The organism is Sinorhizobium medicae, from assembly GCF_007827695.1.
GTDB lineage: Bacteria > Pseudomonadota > Alphaproteobacteria > Rhizobiales > Rhizobiaceae > Sinorhizobium > Sinorhizobium medicae.
Window position 1 is genome coordinate 1 of record NZ_VITA01000020.1, and the last position, 15,191, is coordinate 15,191.

General features: G+C 59.9%; 19 protein-coding genes. 5 read left to right on the forward strand and 14 right to left on the reverse strand.

What is annotated here, in order from left to right; all coding sequences use genetic code 11:
• Positions 1-114 precede the first annotated feature (114 nt).
• From FB009_RS26155 to FB009_RS26170, 3 genes are all read right to left on the reverse strand, one after another.
• Positions 115-294 (reverse strand): hypothetical protein, encoded by a 180-nt coding sequence (locus FB009_RS26155; RefSeq protein ID WP_145162138.1) that lies wholly within the window; start codon positions 292-294, stop codon positions 115-117.
• A gap of 68 nt (positions 295-362) precedes the next feature.
• Complete coding sequence (locus tag FB009_RS26160) at positions 363-2,291, reverse strand: ParB/RepB/Spo0J family partition protein (RefSeq protein ID WP_145162140.1); 1,929 nt, start codon at positions 2,289-2,291, stop codon at positions 363-365.
• Between the two features lie 680 nt (positions 2,292-2,971).
• The gene (locus tag FB009_RS26170) at positions 2,972-3,178 is read right to left on the reverse strand and encodes a hypothetical protein (protein ID WP_145162146.1); all 207 of its coding nucleotides are present in this window, start codon (positions 3,176-3,178) and stop codon (positions 2,972-2,974) included.
• A 110-nt stretch (positions 3,179-3,288) separates the two neighbouring features.
• Between FB009_RS26170 and ligD the strand changes: the two genes are divergently transcribed.
• Positions 3,289-4,344 carry a non-homologous end-joining DNA ligase gene (gene ligD / locus FB009_RS26175; protein ID WP_145162148.1) on the forward strand — a complete coding sequence of 352 codons (1,056 nt, stop codon included), beginning with the start codon at positions 3,289-3,291 and terminating at the stop codon, positions 4,342-4,344.
• On the opposite strand, the gene FB009_RS26180 is transcribed toward ligD, so the two are convergent.
• The 4 genes from FB009_RS26180 to FB009_RS26195 all read right to left on the reverse strand — a co-directional run bounded on the left by FB009_RS26180 (position 4,341) and on the right by FB009_RS26195 (position 7,966).
• Positions 4,341-4,592: a hypothetical protein gene (locus FB009_RS26180; RefSeq protein ID WP_145162151.1), complete on the reverse strand. Its 252-nt coding sequence runs from the start codon at positions 4,590-4,592 to the stop codon at positions 4,341-4,343. The genes ligD and FB009_RS26180 overlap by 4 nt on opposite strands.
• A 97-nt stretch (positions 4,593-4,689) precedes the next feature.
• A complete protein-coding gene (locus FB009_RS32855; protein ID WP_153423356.1) occupies positions 4,690-4,887 on the reverse strand; it encodes a hypothetical protein in 198 nt (65 codons plus the stop codon).
• A 456-nt stretch (positions 4,888-5,343) separates the two neighbouring features.
• A complete protein-coding gene (locus FB009_RS26190; protein ID WP_145162153.1) occupies positions 5,344-6,366 on the reverse strand; it encodes an alpha/beta fold hydrolase in 1,023 nt (340 codons plus the stop codon).
• Positions 6,356-7,966, reverse strand: coding sequence for an RcgA family putative transporter (locus FB009_RS26195; RefSeq protein WP_145162156.1), 1,611 nt, complete (start codon positions 7,964-7,966; stop codon positions 6,356-6,358). The genes FB009_RS26190 and FB009_RS26195 overlap by 11 nt, the downstream gene beginning before the upstream one ends.
• Positions 7,967-8,053: 87 nt before the next feature.
• On the opposite strand from FB009_RS26195, the gene FB009_RS26200 reads away from it, so the two are divergent.
• Positions 8,054-8,431 carry a hypothetical protein gene (locus FB009_RS26200; RefSeq protein ID WP_234888292.1) on the forward strand — a complete coding sequence of 126 codons (378 nt, stop codon included), beginning with the start codon at positions 8,054-8,056 and terminating at the stop codon, positions 8,429-8,431.
• A 183-nt stretch (positions 8,432-8,614) separates the two neighbouring features.
• On the opposite strand, the gene FB009_RS26205 is transcribed toward FB009_RS26200, so the two are convergent.
• The 5 genes from FB009_RS26205 to FB009_RS26225 are packed head-to-tail and all read right to left on the reverse strand — an operon-like array spanning position 8,615 to position 11,140.
• The gene (locus FB009_RS26205) at positions 8,615-8,920 is read right to left on the reverse strand and encodes a hypothetical protein (protein WP_145162158.1); all 306 of its coding nucleotides are present in this window, start codon (positions 8,918-8,920) and stop codon (positions 8,615-8,617) included.
• A gap of 46 nt (positions 8,921-8,966) precedes the next feature.
• Positions 8,967-9,203 carry a hypothetical protein gene (locus FB009_RS26210; RefSeq protein WP_145162160.1) on the reverse strand — a complete coding sequence of 79 codons (237 nt, stop codon included), beginning with the start codon at positions 9,201-9,203 and terminating at the stop codon, positions 8,967-8,969.
• Positions 9,204-9,213: 10 nt separating this feature from the next.
• Complete coding sequence (locus tag FB009_RS26215) at positions 9,214-9,660, reverse strand: hypothetical protein (protein ID WP_145162163.1); 447 nt, start codon at positions 9,658-9,660, stop codon at positions 9,214-9,216.
• A 29-nt stretch (positions 9,661-9,689) separates the two neighbouring features.
• Positions 9,690-10,688 carry a hypothetical protein gene (locus FB009_RS26220; protein WP_234888293.1) on the reverse strand — a complete coding sequence of 333 codons (999 nt, stop codon included), beginning with the start codon at positions 10,686-10,688 and terminating at the stop codon, positions 9,690-9,692.
• On the reverse strand, positions 10,685-11,140 hold the full coding sequence (locus FB009_RS26225) for a DUF3846 domain-containing protein (RefSeq protein WP_186447678.1): 456 nt from the start codon (positions 11,138-11,140) through the stop codon (positions 10,685-10,687). Before FB009_RS26225 ends, FB009_RS26220 begins: the two co-directional genes overlap by 4 nt.
• Positions 11,141-11,864: 724 nt before the next feature.
• On the opposite strand from FB009_RS26225, the gene FB009_RS26230 reads away from it, so the two are divergent.
• Together FB009_RS26230 and FB009_RS26235 are read left to right on the forward strand one after the other, a co-directional pair.
• Positions 11,865-12,383 carry a helix-turn-helix domain-containing protein gene (locus FB009_RS26230; RefSeq protein WP_145162166.1) on the forward strand — a complete coding sequence of 173 codons (519 nt, stop codon included), beginning with the start codon at positions 11,865-11,867 and terminating at the stop codon, positions 12,381-12,383.
• A 518-nt stretch (positions 12,384-12,901) separates the two neighbouring features.
• Positions 12,902-13,345: a hypothetical protein gene (locus FB009_RS26235; protein WP_145162169.1), complete on the forward strand. Its 444-nt coding sequence runs from the start codon at positions 12,902-12,904 to the stop codon at positions 13,343-13,345.
• Positions 13,346-13,429: 84 nt separating this feature from the next.
• Here FB009_RS26235 and FB009_RS26240 read toward each other — a convergent pair whose 3' ends face one another.
• Positions 13,430-14,206: a MauE/DoxX family redox-associated membrane protein gene (locus FB009_RS26240; protein ID WP_145162172.1), complete on the reverse strand. Its 777-nt coding sequence runs from the start codon at positions 14,204-14,206 to the stop codon at positions 13,430-13,432.
• A 75-nt stretch (positions 14,207-14,281) separates the two neighbouring features.
• On the opposite strand from FB009_RS26240, the gene FB009_RS26245 reads away from it, so the two are divergent.
• Entirely contained in the window at positions 14,282-14,665 is a 384-nt protein-coding gene (locus FB009_RS26245; protein WP_145162175.1) for a MerR family transcriptional regulator, read from the forward strand.
• A gap of 9 nt (positions 14,666-14,674) precedes the next feature.
• On the opposite strand, the gene FB009_RS26250 is transcribed toward FB009_RS26245, so the two are convergent.
• Entirely contained in the window at positions 14,675-15,124 is a 450-nt protein-coding gene (locus tag FB009_RS26250) for a DUF411 domain-containing protein (RefSeq protein WP_145162178.1), read from the reverse strand.
• Positions 15,125-15,191: the final 67 nt, after the last annotated feature.

A 15,191-nucleotide genomic window follows, 5' to 3' on the forward strand; every position in this document is an offset into this window, starting at 1 on the left:
ACAAGCGGCCTGATGTGCCGTTCCCCGATACGTTTCTGCCTCCCAGGCACCTGCGAAAGCGCCCGCATTGGCTCGATGCCAAAGCGGGCGCTAAGGTGCGATCTTGCAGTAAACTCAGCCGCGCTGAATAGCCTCCTCAAAGTGGGTCGGTGGCAGATCGAAGGCCTTTTGCGCTGTATCGAGTGCCTTTTGCACGTCATCCCAATCAACATGCTCCGGATCGTTCAGGTAGGCGTTGATTAGCTGGCAGCAGCTTTCGGCGGCAAGGGTCGGATCAGGTACGGAATCAAGCATGGCTTGTCCTCTGGAATAGGGGAGCCGGTCACGCTGGAGGACGTGACCGGCGGAAAGCAGCGGCGGGATTATTCCGCTGCCATCGGGAACGAGTGTTCGTTCTTGTCCTCTGAGGTTTCAGCCTCACCCTCTGCGTCGGGGTCAGACGCGATCCGAACGTGAGGCGGAAGCCAACCGCTGTCCTTGATGGACTTGGCGGCATACTCCGCAGCCTCGCCCTTCTTCATGTTGCCGACACCAGCGGCGAAATCCTCGCCGCGCACCTCGGCAACAACGGCTTGAATGGTCGGCCTGTTGACGTGGCTGAAATAGCTTTCCGCCGTGGTCTCAAACCAGTCATGCATGTCCACGTTCAATGCGCGGCCCATCTGGTCGGCATGGGCCAGCGCTTGGCTGCGACTGCTGAACTTCTTCTCAACCGCATTGACGGAATGGGCGGCGGCATAGGCCAGAAGCTGCAACAATTCGCTTTGTGATTGATCCATCAGCCATTCCCAAAGGTCAGCAGGATCGCCGGGAAGCCGATGCCCATAGTTTTCCTCAAGGCTTCCCCACGCCTCAAGGGCCTTGTTCTCGGCGGGACGCTTCATCGAACCGTCCAGCACTTCATGGGTGACAGAGATTTCAAGCGCGCTCTGGTGGCCGGGAATGCCCCATGCCGTACGGTACTGCACCTTGAGCAGCATTGCGTGGACGACCGCCACAAGCGCAATGTCGGGATTGTTCGCCAGCTCGACACGAAGTGCCGCCGTCTTCTGAGCGGTCAGGTCTTCAATCAATGCGGCTGAATGGGTCAGCCCCGTAGATTTCGAAGCGCCGTCAGCCTCCTCGGTCGCCCCGCCTTGCTTCCCTTCCGTGGCCTCGGCCTTCTTCTTGTCCTCGTCGCGGACAAGGCCTCTCAGCACCGACAACTTGCCCCAATGGTCGATTGTGACGATTGCCCCTGCCATTGCGAGGTCTTCGCTGCGATAGGCTTCTTCGCGCTTCTGCAGGACGGCGATTTCCTGCTCGACGGCGGACAAGGCGGCCTCTGCACCTTCATCCTCCTGATCCGCATCGATCTGCGCCGCCAGTTCGTCATAACGCTCAGTCAGTGCGTCAAGCTTGGCTTGATCCTCGTCGCGGAGGTCCACGCGCTGCGGGTAAACCCGGGCCATCTGATAGATGTTGTCCGGCTGCTGAGCGCACCACTCGACCCATTTCCAGCCTTCGGCCTTCACAGCTTCCGCCTCGACCTCCAACTTCTCGGCAACCAGCTTTTCAAGCAAGCCGCTATCGCATGCAAAGCCTCCTCCCTGCTCGGCAAACAGGTCGCAGCGCACTGGACCGCCAGCCGCCTCATAAACCTCTAACCCGCCGATCAGCGCGAGCCGCTTGTCGCTTGCGGGGACTTCATCCACGGCGAGACGGCGCTTGATTGTGTTGGCGCTGCGATCCCATGAGGGGAGGGCATTCCACACCTCTTCCTGTCGAGCGTGATCGTCGGTGATGGTGAAGGCGGCAAGCTGCTCAAAGGTCATATCCTCGGCGCGGAACGCCGCGAACAAGACAGGGGAAACCTTCGCCAGCGCAAGACGGCGGTTGACGATGATTTCGGTTGTCCCGAACCGGGCGGCGATGTCCTTGATTGACTTGCCCTCATCGAACAACGCTCTGAATGCCTCGAACTGGTCGGCGGGGTGCATGGCCTCCCGCATCACGTTCTCGGTCAGGCTTAGTTCCGTGGCGTCACCCGCCTCCCGGACAATGACATTCACAGCGTAGTCAGCCGTGATCTCGCCCCGTTCGGCCAGAAGATTGAGGGCTGCAAGGCGGCGACCGCCAGCGGTTACGAGGTATCTTCCCTTGGATGCCTTGCGCACCACAAGGTTTTGGATGACGCCATTGGCGAGGATCGAGGCCGACAGGCTGTCGATGCTCTCCTTGGTGTAAGTCTTGCGGACGTTCTTCGGGTCTGCGTCCAGCTTGTTCAATGCTATCGCGATGATGTTGCTCATGGTCTCTTGCTCCAGTTTTTCCCGTTTCCCTTGGGAGCAAGCCCCGCTAGTGGGCGAAGCCTCTGCCTTCGTTTTCGAAGGATGTGCCCCCACATCCGGCGGAACGAAGGGGGAGGGCGCAGCCCGCTCCCGTTAGGACGCGGATCGGGTCATGGGGCGGGAGGAAGGAAAAACGGAAGGTTTGCCGGCTTGACGGCGAAAGCCGTTTTTCCTGACGAGCGACAGCGCCTGCGCGCTTGCCCATTGGCGCGATCGGCGACCTATCGTAAGAGCGGTACAGAGTAGGATCGATGGGCGGCCGATCCCGGCCGCTCCTTGCGGATGCGAATCGGCGACGCCGGTTCTCCGTCTTCACCAGGTTATAAAACGATGGATCTGCCCGCTGCGCTCCGAGTGATGAGCGCTCCGCTCCTCGGGCAGCTCTCCATTTCAACTTGATTCAATGTGTCGATAGCGGCGGTTAGCCGCTCGGCTCGGATCGATCGGCGCCAGTCCGAGACCCGAGAAGGACAATGAAGAACATCGGAGCTTTCAGCATAGCGCCGCCCCTCCTTCAGGGGCGGGAAAGCGGGAATTCTCGACACGGTTTTGACGGAAGAAGGGAAGCCGCAGGAGGCTTAGCATAGCGCCGCGAAGCGGAAGCCGGGACCGACTTCCCCCGGCAAAACCGTGCCTTGCCTCTACAGCCTGGGCGTTGCGTTCATGATGTAGTGGGCGATCTGAAACAGCTGTTCAACAGTCGCAGCCAGGTCAGCAGAGGCTTGCTGGATCTCTGGCGGTTGGGACGGATCGCCGGCGAGATCGCCAGCCTTGGCGATGATATCCTCGCAAGGATCTGTGATACTGTGAATGAGCTTCAGCAGCTCCTGGGCGGTTGCCTGATCCACCAGTGCCTGTCCTACGTCGTTTCCGGGCACCGAAACCCTATGGAGCAAGCGGACGGAGGTCCAGAGGCTTCCTAAGCGGGTTGTTAAGCTGTCTCTGCTGAAATGGCGGAATGGTAAAAGGACCGCGAAAGCCGCCAAAACCGCTTCTGACGGAAGATAAGGCGCCGCTGCGAAGCGGACGCCTGAGACCTCGCGACCCTGAACAGCCGCGCCTCCTGTTCGATCCCATGCCGGATCGCGTCGAACCTTGCCTAGCCGTCTTGAAGAACCGCCCGCGGAAGGGGCCTGAATGGTCCTACGATATCAAGTGGGACGGCTACCGGATTTCTGTCCACCGGGAGCTATCCAAGGTGAGGATCCTGACACGCGGCGGCTTTGACTGGACGGAAAGATTCCCGGCCATTGCGTCAGCGGCGGCCGCTCTTGGTCCGGCGACATTCATCCTCGATGGTGAAGCCGTCGTGCTCGACGAGATGGGGCGATCAGACTTCGGGCTGCTGCAGGGCTCGCTTGGGGGCCGGACCGGAAAACAGCAGGCTGGAACCGCGCTCATGTTCGCGTTCGATCTCATGTACCTCGACGGGCATGATCTGCGTAAGCTGGAATTTGCTGCACGGCGGCACATCCTGGAGGATCTGCTTGATGAGGCCACAGGGGCGATCCGCTTGTCCGAGGAAATCAACGAGGATCCCGAAAGGCTGATCGAACACGCTTGCGCGCTGGGCCTGGAAGGCATCATCGGCAAGCATCGTGATCGCCCCTACAGACCGGGCAAGACTGGCGACTGGATTAAGATCAAGTGCGTCCAGCGCGAAAGCTTTGCCATCCTCGGCTACGAACTGTCGTCAGCTATGCCAGATGGCTTTGGAAGCCTCCTTCTCGGAGCTCTCAGAGGAGGTGAGTATGTCTATGTCGGAAGTGTCGGAACTGGCTTTAAACATCAGCAAGCGCGAGCGTTGCGAAAGCAGCTCGACAAGCTGAAAACGAACAAGCCGGTGATCCGCTTCAAAGAGAACACCCGCATTGCGACAGATCCAGGCCTGATCGCTGAAATCGACTTCCGGGGATGGACGTCCGACGGGAAACTGCGCCACGCCTCGTTCAAGGGACTTCGCGACCCTGAAGACGCAGCGGCAGTATATTCGCTCGATGTTGGAGACGCCTAACCGGCAAGATTGGGCGGGGGCATATTTCTTCTCAGAGTAACGAGAATCAGGTCTAGATCCCGATTGGCATCCGCCGCCAGCATGAGGTTGTCCGCAACCTCTGTAATGGCGGAGAGGACTTCCGTCTCCTCCCAACCTCGGCGCACGGCATACTCTACCAGGTCCTGCAAAACAGTCTCCACCGCCAACTGACAAGCGATGTAGCGGCTTTCGTCCTTTTCGGGTGGCGCATTTGGAAAGTCGGTCATGTTCCAGCAAATATGCTTCCTGCGGGCGCGTGCAAGGCCGCGGGTTCGGGATCACGACGGATAGGCCGCACCCTGCAGGGCAGGGTGCGGCCGTACTTCACTGAGGCTTGTTGTCGTTTCCGGCCTTGCTGTTGAGCTCGACTTGATAGCTGAACTCGACCTTGGCGATGAGCGGAAGCATCACGGCGATGGAGAACCGAAGTTGGCCCTTGCGGGACAACTTCGCGATTTGCCGGTTGATGAACTGGCGAAGGCGACGGCCGGTTTTCTGGCAGAAGGTTACGAGCGTTTTCATCAGAGGTTCCTCCTTAGTGGTTGTGCGTAATCGCGAAGCTCGAATACGGCTGGAACCGCCGAGTGCATCGCGCAGCGATCGCAACGGAGCGAAGCGGAGAGGAGAACCCTTTAGGGTTTCACGCCAAGGCGGGGCCTGACGTATCGTGCGCAGCATTAGATTACGTACGGCCACTAAGGAGCGGCCTGAAAACGCGGCCTTCGTAGCCCCTGCCGTCGTCTTTGCCTTCAACCGGCAAATCGTGATCCGGCCGCTAGGTCGGATCTCCATCGCCGTGATGCTGCAGCGGTGGTTGAGCTCGCGTCGACGCTCTAGCCGGAAGCGACAACAAGCCTCAGTGAGCCGTCCCGCTTGCGGGGCGCTTCCGTCGTGAGGGGGAAGGGGAGTTTGAGGGGAGGGGCCGAGGGGCTCCCCTCATTGCGGTTGGGTGCCGCTCGATGCGGCGCTCAAGCGCTCCTAAACCTGGGCGGCCTCGCGCTTGCGCAACAGGAACCGCTTCAGGCTCCATCCGGCTCCCAAGATGTAGGGTGGCCGCCCAAGAGAGTAGTGCCCGCAATTCAGCCGCAGCACGCCCACTCTGGCTCCGGCATTCTGCAGCCGCCCTAGCAGGCGTTCTGACAGGTCCGGCAAAACAACCGTGTCCCTCGATGCTAGGACGACATGAAGTTCGAGGCTTGGCCGCGCCAGCCTGTCTGCATGGTTTTCAAGATTGAGTGGTGCCCACGCTCTTTGCAGCTGGGCAAGCGTAAGATGCGGCTCGAGGCTCTTCCGGATCGATCGGGTTGCGCGCCCGGTCCATACCATTTCGGCAAGGCTTCCTGCCGTGAGGAAGAGCGACGCCCGAGAAACGGCGGTCTCATGCGCCGCGACCAGTCCGGCTATCCAGGAACCCAGACTCATCCCGAGGACAGAAACATCCCGATACCCCTCGCGCTTCAGCCAACGGATAAGCTTGCGCCCGTCCCATACAGCCTGTCTGACGGCCTGCACCGTTCGGCCGAGATTGGCGCTGAGCATGTAATCGGCATAGAGCGAGCCCGGGCGCTTGCGCTCCAAGTGGTAAGGCATGGCGATCTCGATGACCGTGATCCCTTGCCAGGAGAGGAACCCGGCAATCTGCCGGTTCCGACTTTCGGCGTTCCAGTGATGGAAGATCACCACCGCCTGATCGCGTTTTCCGCTCTCCGTGATCCTGGCCCACACGATGTTGTTTTCCGCGACATCCGTTGAGATGTCCGAAGGGAATTTCAGCCAGCCATCCCGCGGCTCGAAGGTTTGGTCGCTTGAATCAGGCGGATCAAAGAAACCCGGATCAGCCGCGGCCGTTTCCGCGAGTACGCAAAACCCCTCTAGCGTTTCAGCCGCTCCCATGCCGGGGAATGCACGATCGGCGTCCAGAATGAGGTCCGTGGTCTTCTTGGCCTCCTCGCCGCGTTGGGCGCGGCCCTCGTCCCAACGATCGAGCCAGCTATGAAACATGGCTGTCGCCTTCCATATCGCCGGCTCGCCAGCCGGCTCCAAACTCTGGATCAAATAGCCCGTATGTGGCGATCAATGCGGCGACCATCAGCAAGACTGAGAAGCCGTCAAAGGCATCGATCGTCAGATACGAGATCAGGAGCAATCCAATCGCGGAAGACATCTTCCACAAGGGCGCTCGCAGACGTCTGTCACTGCCCAACCGGATTGCTCCATACAGGAAGACGCTGCAGGTCGATATTGCGACGAGGAGGCTGCTGTAGTGGGTTGGCATTCGATAGCTGAAGGTATGATCGCCGTCGTCGTAGTTGGCGAGGGCAGCCCACACGTCACGAACCATCCACGTTATGATGTCTGGGCCTTGTGAAGCGAGATAGGCGCTCTGCGCTTTCATGCAGATGGCGGCCAGGACGACGAGAACTGTGCATCGGAACACGCCCCGCATGATCCTCAGAGCGGCCTCACTGACCCCCGGCCCTGATCCCTGATCAGTCTGAAGCTTCGCTTGGCTGTCGAGCTTCCATAGATCATGGATGATCGTATGCAGAATGATCAGGCCCGCGAAGAGCAGGTAGAAGGTGACGGACATATAGAGGTAGGCGAGGGCGGTGAATACGATGGCCGCCGGGGTCGAGATTCTGTCAGGCCGTATGATGCCAATCGTCCCCCAACTTGGGGCAAAATCCTGCGCCTGTTCTAACAGCGGGATCAGCTGCACCCCAATCCATTGAGCCAGGCCGGCAAACAAGATGCAGATCAGGAAAACGGCCCAATAGGTATGGGAGTTCGCCTGCAGGTTTTGAACCCAGACATTCCCGCTTTGAGGTCGATCGGCATGTGCCAGAAACCTTGGACGTGCATCATGTTTCCAGAAAACTAGAAGCTCGATGACTATGGCGAAGAACAGCGGCAGCAGCACCATGAAAAGGAAGGTCCAGTTCGGCGCCCACAGAAAGCCGACCTGTTTTTCGATACCGTCCTCGCGCATATAGGTGATGGTGTGGATCCCAAGGATATAGGACAGGAACCCAAGCGCGGACGAACCGGCAAAGACCGAAGACGGCAGATTCAAGTGTGATCCGTGAGAGAAAATCGCCTCGGTCCTGATCGCTAAACCAGATGGCCGCTCCGTCGACATGGGTTGAAGATCCACCGAGACGACCGGCGTTAGCGGAATCTGGTTTGCGGCTGGCGCCGGCATGTCCGGCACTTGCGAAGTAGCTGCGCCGCCAGTCTTCTTGTTATCCCGTCGCTTGGCAGTCAGGCGGGCTTGCGCTGCACTAAGCTCCTTCATCCAATCATTCGTCGCTTCCTTGTCGCCGCAACCAAAGATGCGTGCGAGCCAGCGGATGTTGGTGGTGCTGATGCCCTTGTCGTTCTCCTGAAACCAGAGCTGGACCGTGCGGAGATCCACCCCGCCGCGATTGGAGTCGATCTTTGAAATGGCATCCGCCAGCAGTTCCGGCGTCCAGGGACCTTGCGGAAAACCATCATCACCCAAGGGCCGACCAGCTCCTGCAGCGGCCATCTGCTTGAACAGCTCCTTGAAATCGCTTCCGTCGTTAGGCGGCGCGACAAAAATCTTACCGTTTTTTTCCAATTACTTGCAGGCTCGGATTTCGTTTCGTTTCGCATCCTATCGTGCGTTTCGTCAAGTTCAATGGTCTTAAAGCCCCTCCAATGCAACTTGATCGGTGAGGCATCCACCATGCTACTGTCGTTATCCAGTTCGCGTTCGTCGCATCGGGCAACAGCCACTCTGCGCACAAGCTTCACCTCGGACGAGCTGTCGTCCAAGCAGGTTGGAACGGAAACCGCAGGTAGTGCGACTGGAGAAGGCCCCTCGCTTCGTGAGTTGATCGATCAGCACTCGGCAGCCGTTCAAGGGGGGAAAAAGGCGACGGCACGCCGCTTGGCAATCATCAATTACAAGCCAAAGGGAGAGGGAGAAGCCAACCTGAAGCTGACCTATCTCGCGGCCTATCTGATTGCGACAAAAAGCACGCTTTCCGCCAAGGAAATGAGTTCATTGCTGGCGGATCGCCCGGTTCGATCAACCTCCTGAGCGAGATGATCAAAGCGCCGCCAACGGCGGCAGCATGCCGGGCGAGAGGGGAGCCGAGGGGAGGGGCATGGGCTCCCTTCGGGCGGACCGCAGCCCGCTCGATGCGGCCAGGTTCGCAACTGCCAAAATGGCTACGGGGCCAGTTCTTCCGAACCAGCCCCGCAACAAGGCATCCAACAACTGTCAGCGTACCAATCCTAACCGTTCGCCAAGGGTTGGCGGCGTCGGCGTTCCTGCTTCCTTTGTCATGGCGACGATGACGTTCTGTGACAGCCCTTCGATCTCATAGCCAAAACGGCGAGCGCTCTCGATGATCGATTCAAGGCTTGGGTGCTGCTCAAGAAGCGTCCCGAACCACAGTGCATATTCGTCGGTTTCCTCATCGGGAAATGCCTGCAGAAAGAAGGTGCGCAACGGCGGGTCATAGCCGATTACGGCGTTCTCGTCGGTCTCTTCGTCGGTTTTCACGGTCACGGTGTAGCGGCTCAATGGTGTCCCTCCTGATGTCGGGCCGCATCGAAATGCGGCCCAGGTCCTATTTGAACAGCGGCATTGACCGCTTGTTGGTCAGGCTGGCGCGGTCGGTCTCAAAGCGGTAGCCGTCCCAATCCTTCCACGCTTCCCAACCTGTCGCGGTGGCGCGTCCATACCAGACGCGCACCCTGACGTTATTGTTTCCAAGGTCCTCGACAACCTCGACCGTGTGGCTCCCTCCTAGACCGGAGGGCGTGTCGAAGACCTCAACGCTTCGGCGCTGGCCGTTGCTTTCCATGCTTCGCCTCCTACAGCCGGAAATGGGCAACCAAGCCCTGATTGGCTCGGTGGCTTGCCAGTGCATAGGCGCACGCCTGCGCGAGAAGGTCGGGATTCTCTGTCATGCCCGACTTCGCGCGTCCCTTGATGTCGGCTTTCAAGTAGTTATCGCTGGTCCCAATGTGCATGTTTCCGACAATCCAGCGCAATTGCGCATACGGGATCTCGTCAACGCGCCGAACAGGCAGGGCCGAAATCAGACCCTTGCGCTGACTGGCTGCCTCTCCGGCCTCACTTGCCTCCTTCTTGGTCGGGAAATAGGCTTTCACCAGCTGGCGGCGCTGCGCGTCGGCGGCACTCATGAAAGCGTTTGAGCCGTCTTCTTGGGTGTATAGGCTCCAGTCGTCGGCACTGCCGCCGAACATGGCGTCGCCTCGGCCGGAAAACTCCATGACTGTAAAAATCTGCTCATTCATGTAGGGGATCCTCTGTTTTCCGGGACTGATCAAGCGGCGCTGTCGCCGCTGATCGATCTCAAAACGCACTTGGCCGCATAGCGTCCGGCCTCGTTCAAGTTGCGCTGCCACGCCCCCTGCGACGGGGACCAGCGGAACCCGTGACATTTCAGGGTGCGTCGCGTCTGCTCGTCGGGCTTGCCGGGAAAGAGCAACTGAATGCGGGCCATGTCGGTGTTTTCCTTGACCGTGACGGCTCCTGCCTCCGTCTCGACGTCCTCGGCGCGGTCGCGGCGCTTCTTCATCGCAGCAAGCGAAGCGAGGCGGGATTGCATACGGCGCAACTCTGCGCGGGTGTTGGTGGTGGAAAAGCCGCGTCGGTTCTGCCAAAGGGCAAGGGTAACGCCACGCGATGCCCTTTCCTCGTCCATGCCGGTTTCTGCCACCACGCGGGCGAGAATGTTGGCTTCGCTCGCCTGATCCTTCTCCATCCGGCGAATGATGACATTCGCCCGTTTCATCCGGTCGATGGACAGTGCCAGGTCTTCGATCCGCAAGGCGATGCGCTGCATGGCGGCCGGATCGCCGGAGCGGATTGGCTCGTCATCGGTTCCGTGCGGAAACGCCTTGCGCTTCACTGCCTTTTTCGCAGTCGCAATATGGGCCGAGATGTCAGCACGGCGGGCGTCTGAAACTCGCATCCGCTTTTCGTTGCGGGCGACGGGAAAGCGGGCAGGACCGGTGATCAACCAGTTCATGCAACGGCCTTCCGCTGCCCAATACTTGCGGGTGATCTCGACATGACGGCGGGCAAACGCCTCTAGTTCAGCGTCCGGCAAGGGCAGTTTTGCTTGCTGCCACAGCTCCACCATGTACGCGGCAAAGCCGTTCAGGCGCTCCGCCAGCCCCTCCAGTTTGGAAAGGGTGCGCCGCTCCGGAAAATGAGTAAGGGCATGGAAGCTATGTTCGATGTCCTTCGCCGCGATGGTCGCGGCAAAGGTTCCGGCGAGAATGGACAGGGTGCGGTCCTCGACAACAGCGATGATCATCGGACTACCCCCGCCATGACGGTTGGGTGAGTGCGGGTGATGCGGGTCTGGAACCCGATCAAAGTGCCGCCCAGAATGATCCCATTGGGGGAATGGTCGTCTGCCTTGGCGAAGACCGGATCAAGAACCGGCTTGCAGACGTTCAGGCGGGCCGCTGCTTCCTCAATGCTAATCTGCGGCGGTAGGACATGCGAGCCGTCCAGGCTGGCAAGAACGATCTTTCCAGCCAATGGCTGCGGGTAGCCGTCAAAGACAGTGAACGCGGTCAAGCCGTCCCGCAAACCCTCCTCATCGACGATAAGAACGTGGTTCGTGTCGAATGGCACCACCTCGACAAGCTGGCATCCAATCAGCCCGTAGGTCTGAGAGAACGCTCTCGGCGCGGCGACCTCTGCGGCTTGAATGGTCCCGGCTTCCGGGTCCAGCAGGTAAACGGTTGCGGTTGTGGTCATAGTCTAGCCCTTTCTCCAATTCCGCGAAGCGGTCTTCTCGTGCCCCTCGTGGGCAGGAGCCCCGCTCCTGCTCCCGAGCTCGCGCGGAGCAGCGGGGGAGAGGGTGGCAAGGGGATAAAAACGGAGGGGGTTCGCCCGCCCGAGGCAGAGCCGAAGGGGCGGCGCGTCAGCGGCGATCCTGCACGAAAGCGCGGCCTTAAGGCTGCGCGAAGGAAGGACGGGGAGACCGTTTTTTCCCCTTGTGAGGGAGAGGGGGCGGCGCTCCTCTTTCCCTCATCAAAGAGACAGACAGGACGCCTCCGGCGTCACTGCTTCATCGTGACGGGGACCGGACTCACCGTGACTGGTGCTGATGACTGTGAGGAGCTTTCAAGATGCGGAAAGGCCGCCCCGATCAGGCGGGGCGGCCTCCGTAGGCACGCGACAAGAAAGGGCTAGAGACTTGCCACGACCTGACTTGATCAGTAGCCAATATGGGTCGATCGCGAGAGGCTGTAAATGTCGGTACCGATTTTTGCCCATGATGCATGTGATTGAAGGCGAAGCCGCAGCGCAACCGATCGTCACCCGAATGGGCGGAGACAGCGCCTGCTGGCTCCGTGCCGAAGGCATAGAGCGGGGTCGCAAGCGATGCGCTAAAGTAGCTATTCAGGGTAGACTTTCGAGGTACCATCTTTATTTGTTCCAGAGGAATAACGATTAATTTCCAGTGTGGTTGGTGGCAATGGCAGGTTTCGGACTCGAGCAGTGGGTAAGCTATCTCGGACTTGAACGCGTTGACGACCCGAACAAAGATTATCCCGTTTATCGCAAGCGGCTCGACGGAAAGATCATCGATCTCAAGGAACTGGATCTGCTTGTTGCTCAGCGACTGCGTGACCTGCGAACCGACCGACAGATTGCGCAAGCCAAAGTCGCTACACTGCTGGGGGTGAAGGAGGCGACGTATTCTCGTTACGAAAACGCCTCTTCCTTGATGACCGTCGGACGGCTGATCCACGTTTTCGAGGTCCTGGATATCACTCCAAAAGAGTTCTTCTATCCCTTCGTCAACGAACGACCGACTCATTCCAAAGGCAAGTCGCTCAAAGACGTGAGAAACAAGCTGATGGAAGAAACGGTCGATCACCTCAAAAAGCTCGATGATTCAGCCTTGAAGATGGTGCATGACCTGGTGATTGCCATGGAGCCCCAGACGATTGGTAGGCAGAAAAGGAATGGCGCGGCGAAAGCCGCGCCATGACACTCAGCGGGTTGGCTTTGGTTTCCGCCGCGCGCCGGCCGCTTTGGCGAACAGCTGGCGCTCATGCGGCGTCCTCTTCCGGCACTTCTGGCGAAGACATCGCTCGGATCGATCGGCGCCAGTCCGAGATCCGAGAAGGACAATGAAGAACATCGGAGCTTTCAGCATAGCGCCGCCCCTCCTTCAGGGGCGGGTAAGCGGGAATTCTCGACACGGTTTTGACGAAAGAAGAGAAGCCGCAGGAGGCTTAGCATAGCGCCGCGAAGCGGGACGCGGGACGACCTCCCCCGGCAAAACCGTTCCGTGTATAAGGACGCCATGGATACGATCGACGCCTACATCCCCCAGGACATCTATTCGATGCTGACCACTGGCCTTGTCGTTCTGGTGGTGCTGTGGCTGGTGACGTTTATCGTCCGGCATTCGTACCTCCCTCAATGCCCTGTCCTGCCCTGGGGCAGGACAACCTCTGCTCTATCCAGGAGCATAAGCCGGTCCGTTGCCGGGCAATGCCGTTCATGGCCTTCAAGGACGAGAGCAGCCAGAGCGACCTTCTGGTCCCGAAGTTGGGGTGGAAATGTGACACGGGACCGAATGCGCCAGTGGTGTACCGCGATCGCTCAATTGTCGAGCGCCGCGACTTCGACGACGAGCGTGCCGCGTTGGCAGAGCAGACTCCGGGCTTGCAACGCTATGTGGATCTCTTGCTCAAGTACGATCCGGTAACGGCGACTCGGCTCACTAAGGCGGCGCAGAGTGCCCAGCCGGGCCGGGTCGTGGTAGGATTTGTATCATACCTCCGCCATAACAGGAACCTCGACATCGTGAGCTTTGCGCGCGCGCAGCAGCCGGTTCTGACGGAATGGGCCGAGAAGACGAACGGGAGCCCGCAGCTTGCTTCGTTCAATACCTTCTACCGTGACGCGGCCACAGATCTTGATCGCTACCTGAGCGTCAAATAGCAAACTGCTGCATCCAGTGCTTTGTCGAGAGCCGCTATCAGCGGGCGAATCTCTTCTGGAGACCCCGAACGGAGCGCCGCTGCGTTACATCGCATGGCCGCCTACGAAACCCAGCGACACCGCTGCCATCCAAACCGCCATCACGATCATCATTAGGTTCTCGGTCAGCGAGACAAAGCCGAGCGGAACGTTGCTCGATCCGCCCACGCATGCGCATTTCAGCTCACGCCTGTCGATGTAGACCGCCTTGAAGACCGAAACCGCTCCGATAGTGCCGATGAACAGGGCCACCGGGATCGAGACGAAGTTCAGCGCGCCCGCCACCATCAGGACGCCCGCGAGTCCTTCCGCATAGGGATAGACGTAGCCGTACGGCACCCAGCGCTTCGCCAGCAGGTCGTAGTTCAGGAACATGGTGGCGAACGACTCCACGTTCTGAAGCTTCAGCATGGCAAGCACCACCATGGAGAACGCCACGAACCACTCGGCTGCCTTCAGAGTGAAGGGATCGCCCGAAACTGCGTAGCTCGCGGCCATCGCGGTCAGCGCCGTCATGGCGAAGAGCACGGCGACCGGGCGGTACGTCGTGGCCTTGGGATCGACCACCTTCTTCCCGAGGAAGCGCCTCGTGTCGTCGTGGCCGCCGACGCGTTCGCCATCTATGAACACCTGCGGCGTCGTCGCGACACCGTGCTCCTTCTTGAACGCGTCCGTCTCCTCGCGCGTCGTCAGGTGGTGGTCTTCGACCTCGTAGCCCTCGTGCTCGAGCAGGTACTTCGCCTTGAGCCCGTAGGGGCAGGTGTGGCCGGGCATCACCATGCGGTAGATGTCCGCCTTCTTGTTCTGGACCCTGTCCAACATTTCACATCTCCTTCTGTCTTGCGACACCGTTGGCACGATCATACGTTCCGTACCGTGGTACGGAGTCAATAGCCCATGGACATGACGATCGGGAAATTTGCAAAGGCCGGCGACGTCGGCGTCGAGACCATCCGCTTCTACCAGCGGCGCGGCATTCTTCCGACGCCGCCGGGGCACGACGGCGTGCGGCGATACGGCCCGGAGGACCTCCGTCGGCTGAAGTTCATCAGGCAGGCGCAGACGGCCGGCTTCACCCTCGAGGAGATCGGAGAGCTTCTGGAGCTCGACGCCGGCGACGACCGCGAGACCGCGCGGAAGCTAGCGAAGGTCCGCCTCCAGGCCCTGGATGCGCGCATCGCGGAACTCGAGCAGGCAAGAAGGTCGCTCAGGAAGCTCGTGGGCGAATGCGCCTCCGGCAGGACAGGGCCGTGCCCGATCCTGTCGTCCTTCGGGATCTGACGGCAATGGTCAAGTCGGTCTGACAGAGGCATAAACGTAAGGCAGTCCTCCGTTCTTAGGTATCGCCATCACGTCGTATGATGCACCAGGATCAGTGCCCATACCAAGTGAGCCCTTTGGCATACCAGCGACCGCGAGGCCTGCAAGAGCTGGCTTCTCCTTCAGCAACCGGAAGGCAGTGTCTAGTGGTACGTGCCCTTCGAGGAAGTAGCCCTCAACTGTGGCCGTATGGCATCCCTGCAACGTGGGCGGCACCTTGAGGCCCTTCTTGACCGCCTCCATGTCCTTCTCGTCTCTGACATCGACTGCAAAACCGGCATCTGCAAATGCCGAAGCCCATGCCTCGCAGCATCCGCAGTATGGGTCTTTGTGAACCACCATTTCCGGCTCGTTGGCCGCCGCTGCCCGCGGAGTGAGCGCTGCGCCTATGGCGAAGCAGAAGAATGCTCTCCGTTTCATGCTTATCCTCCTCGTCCTGAGCTGCGCCCTATCGGCGCCATCCATTGTCTCTGTTCCGCGCACGGCC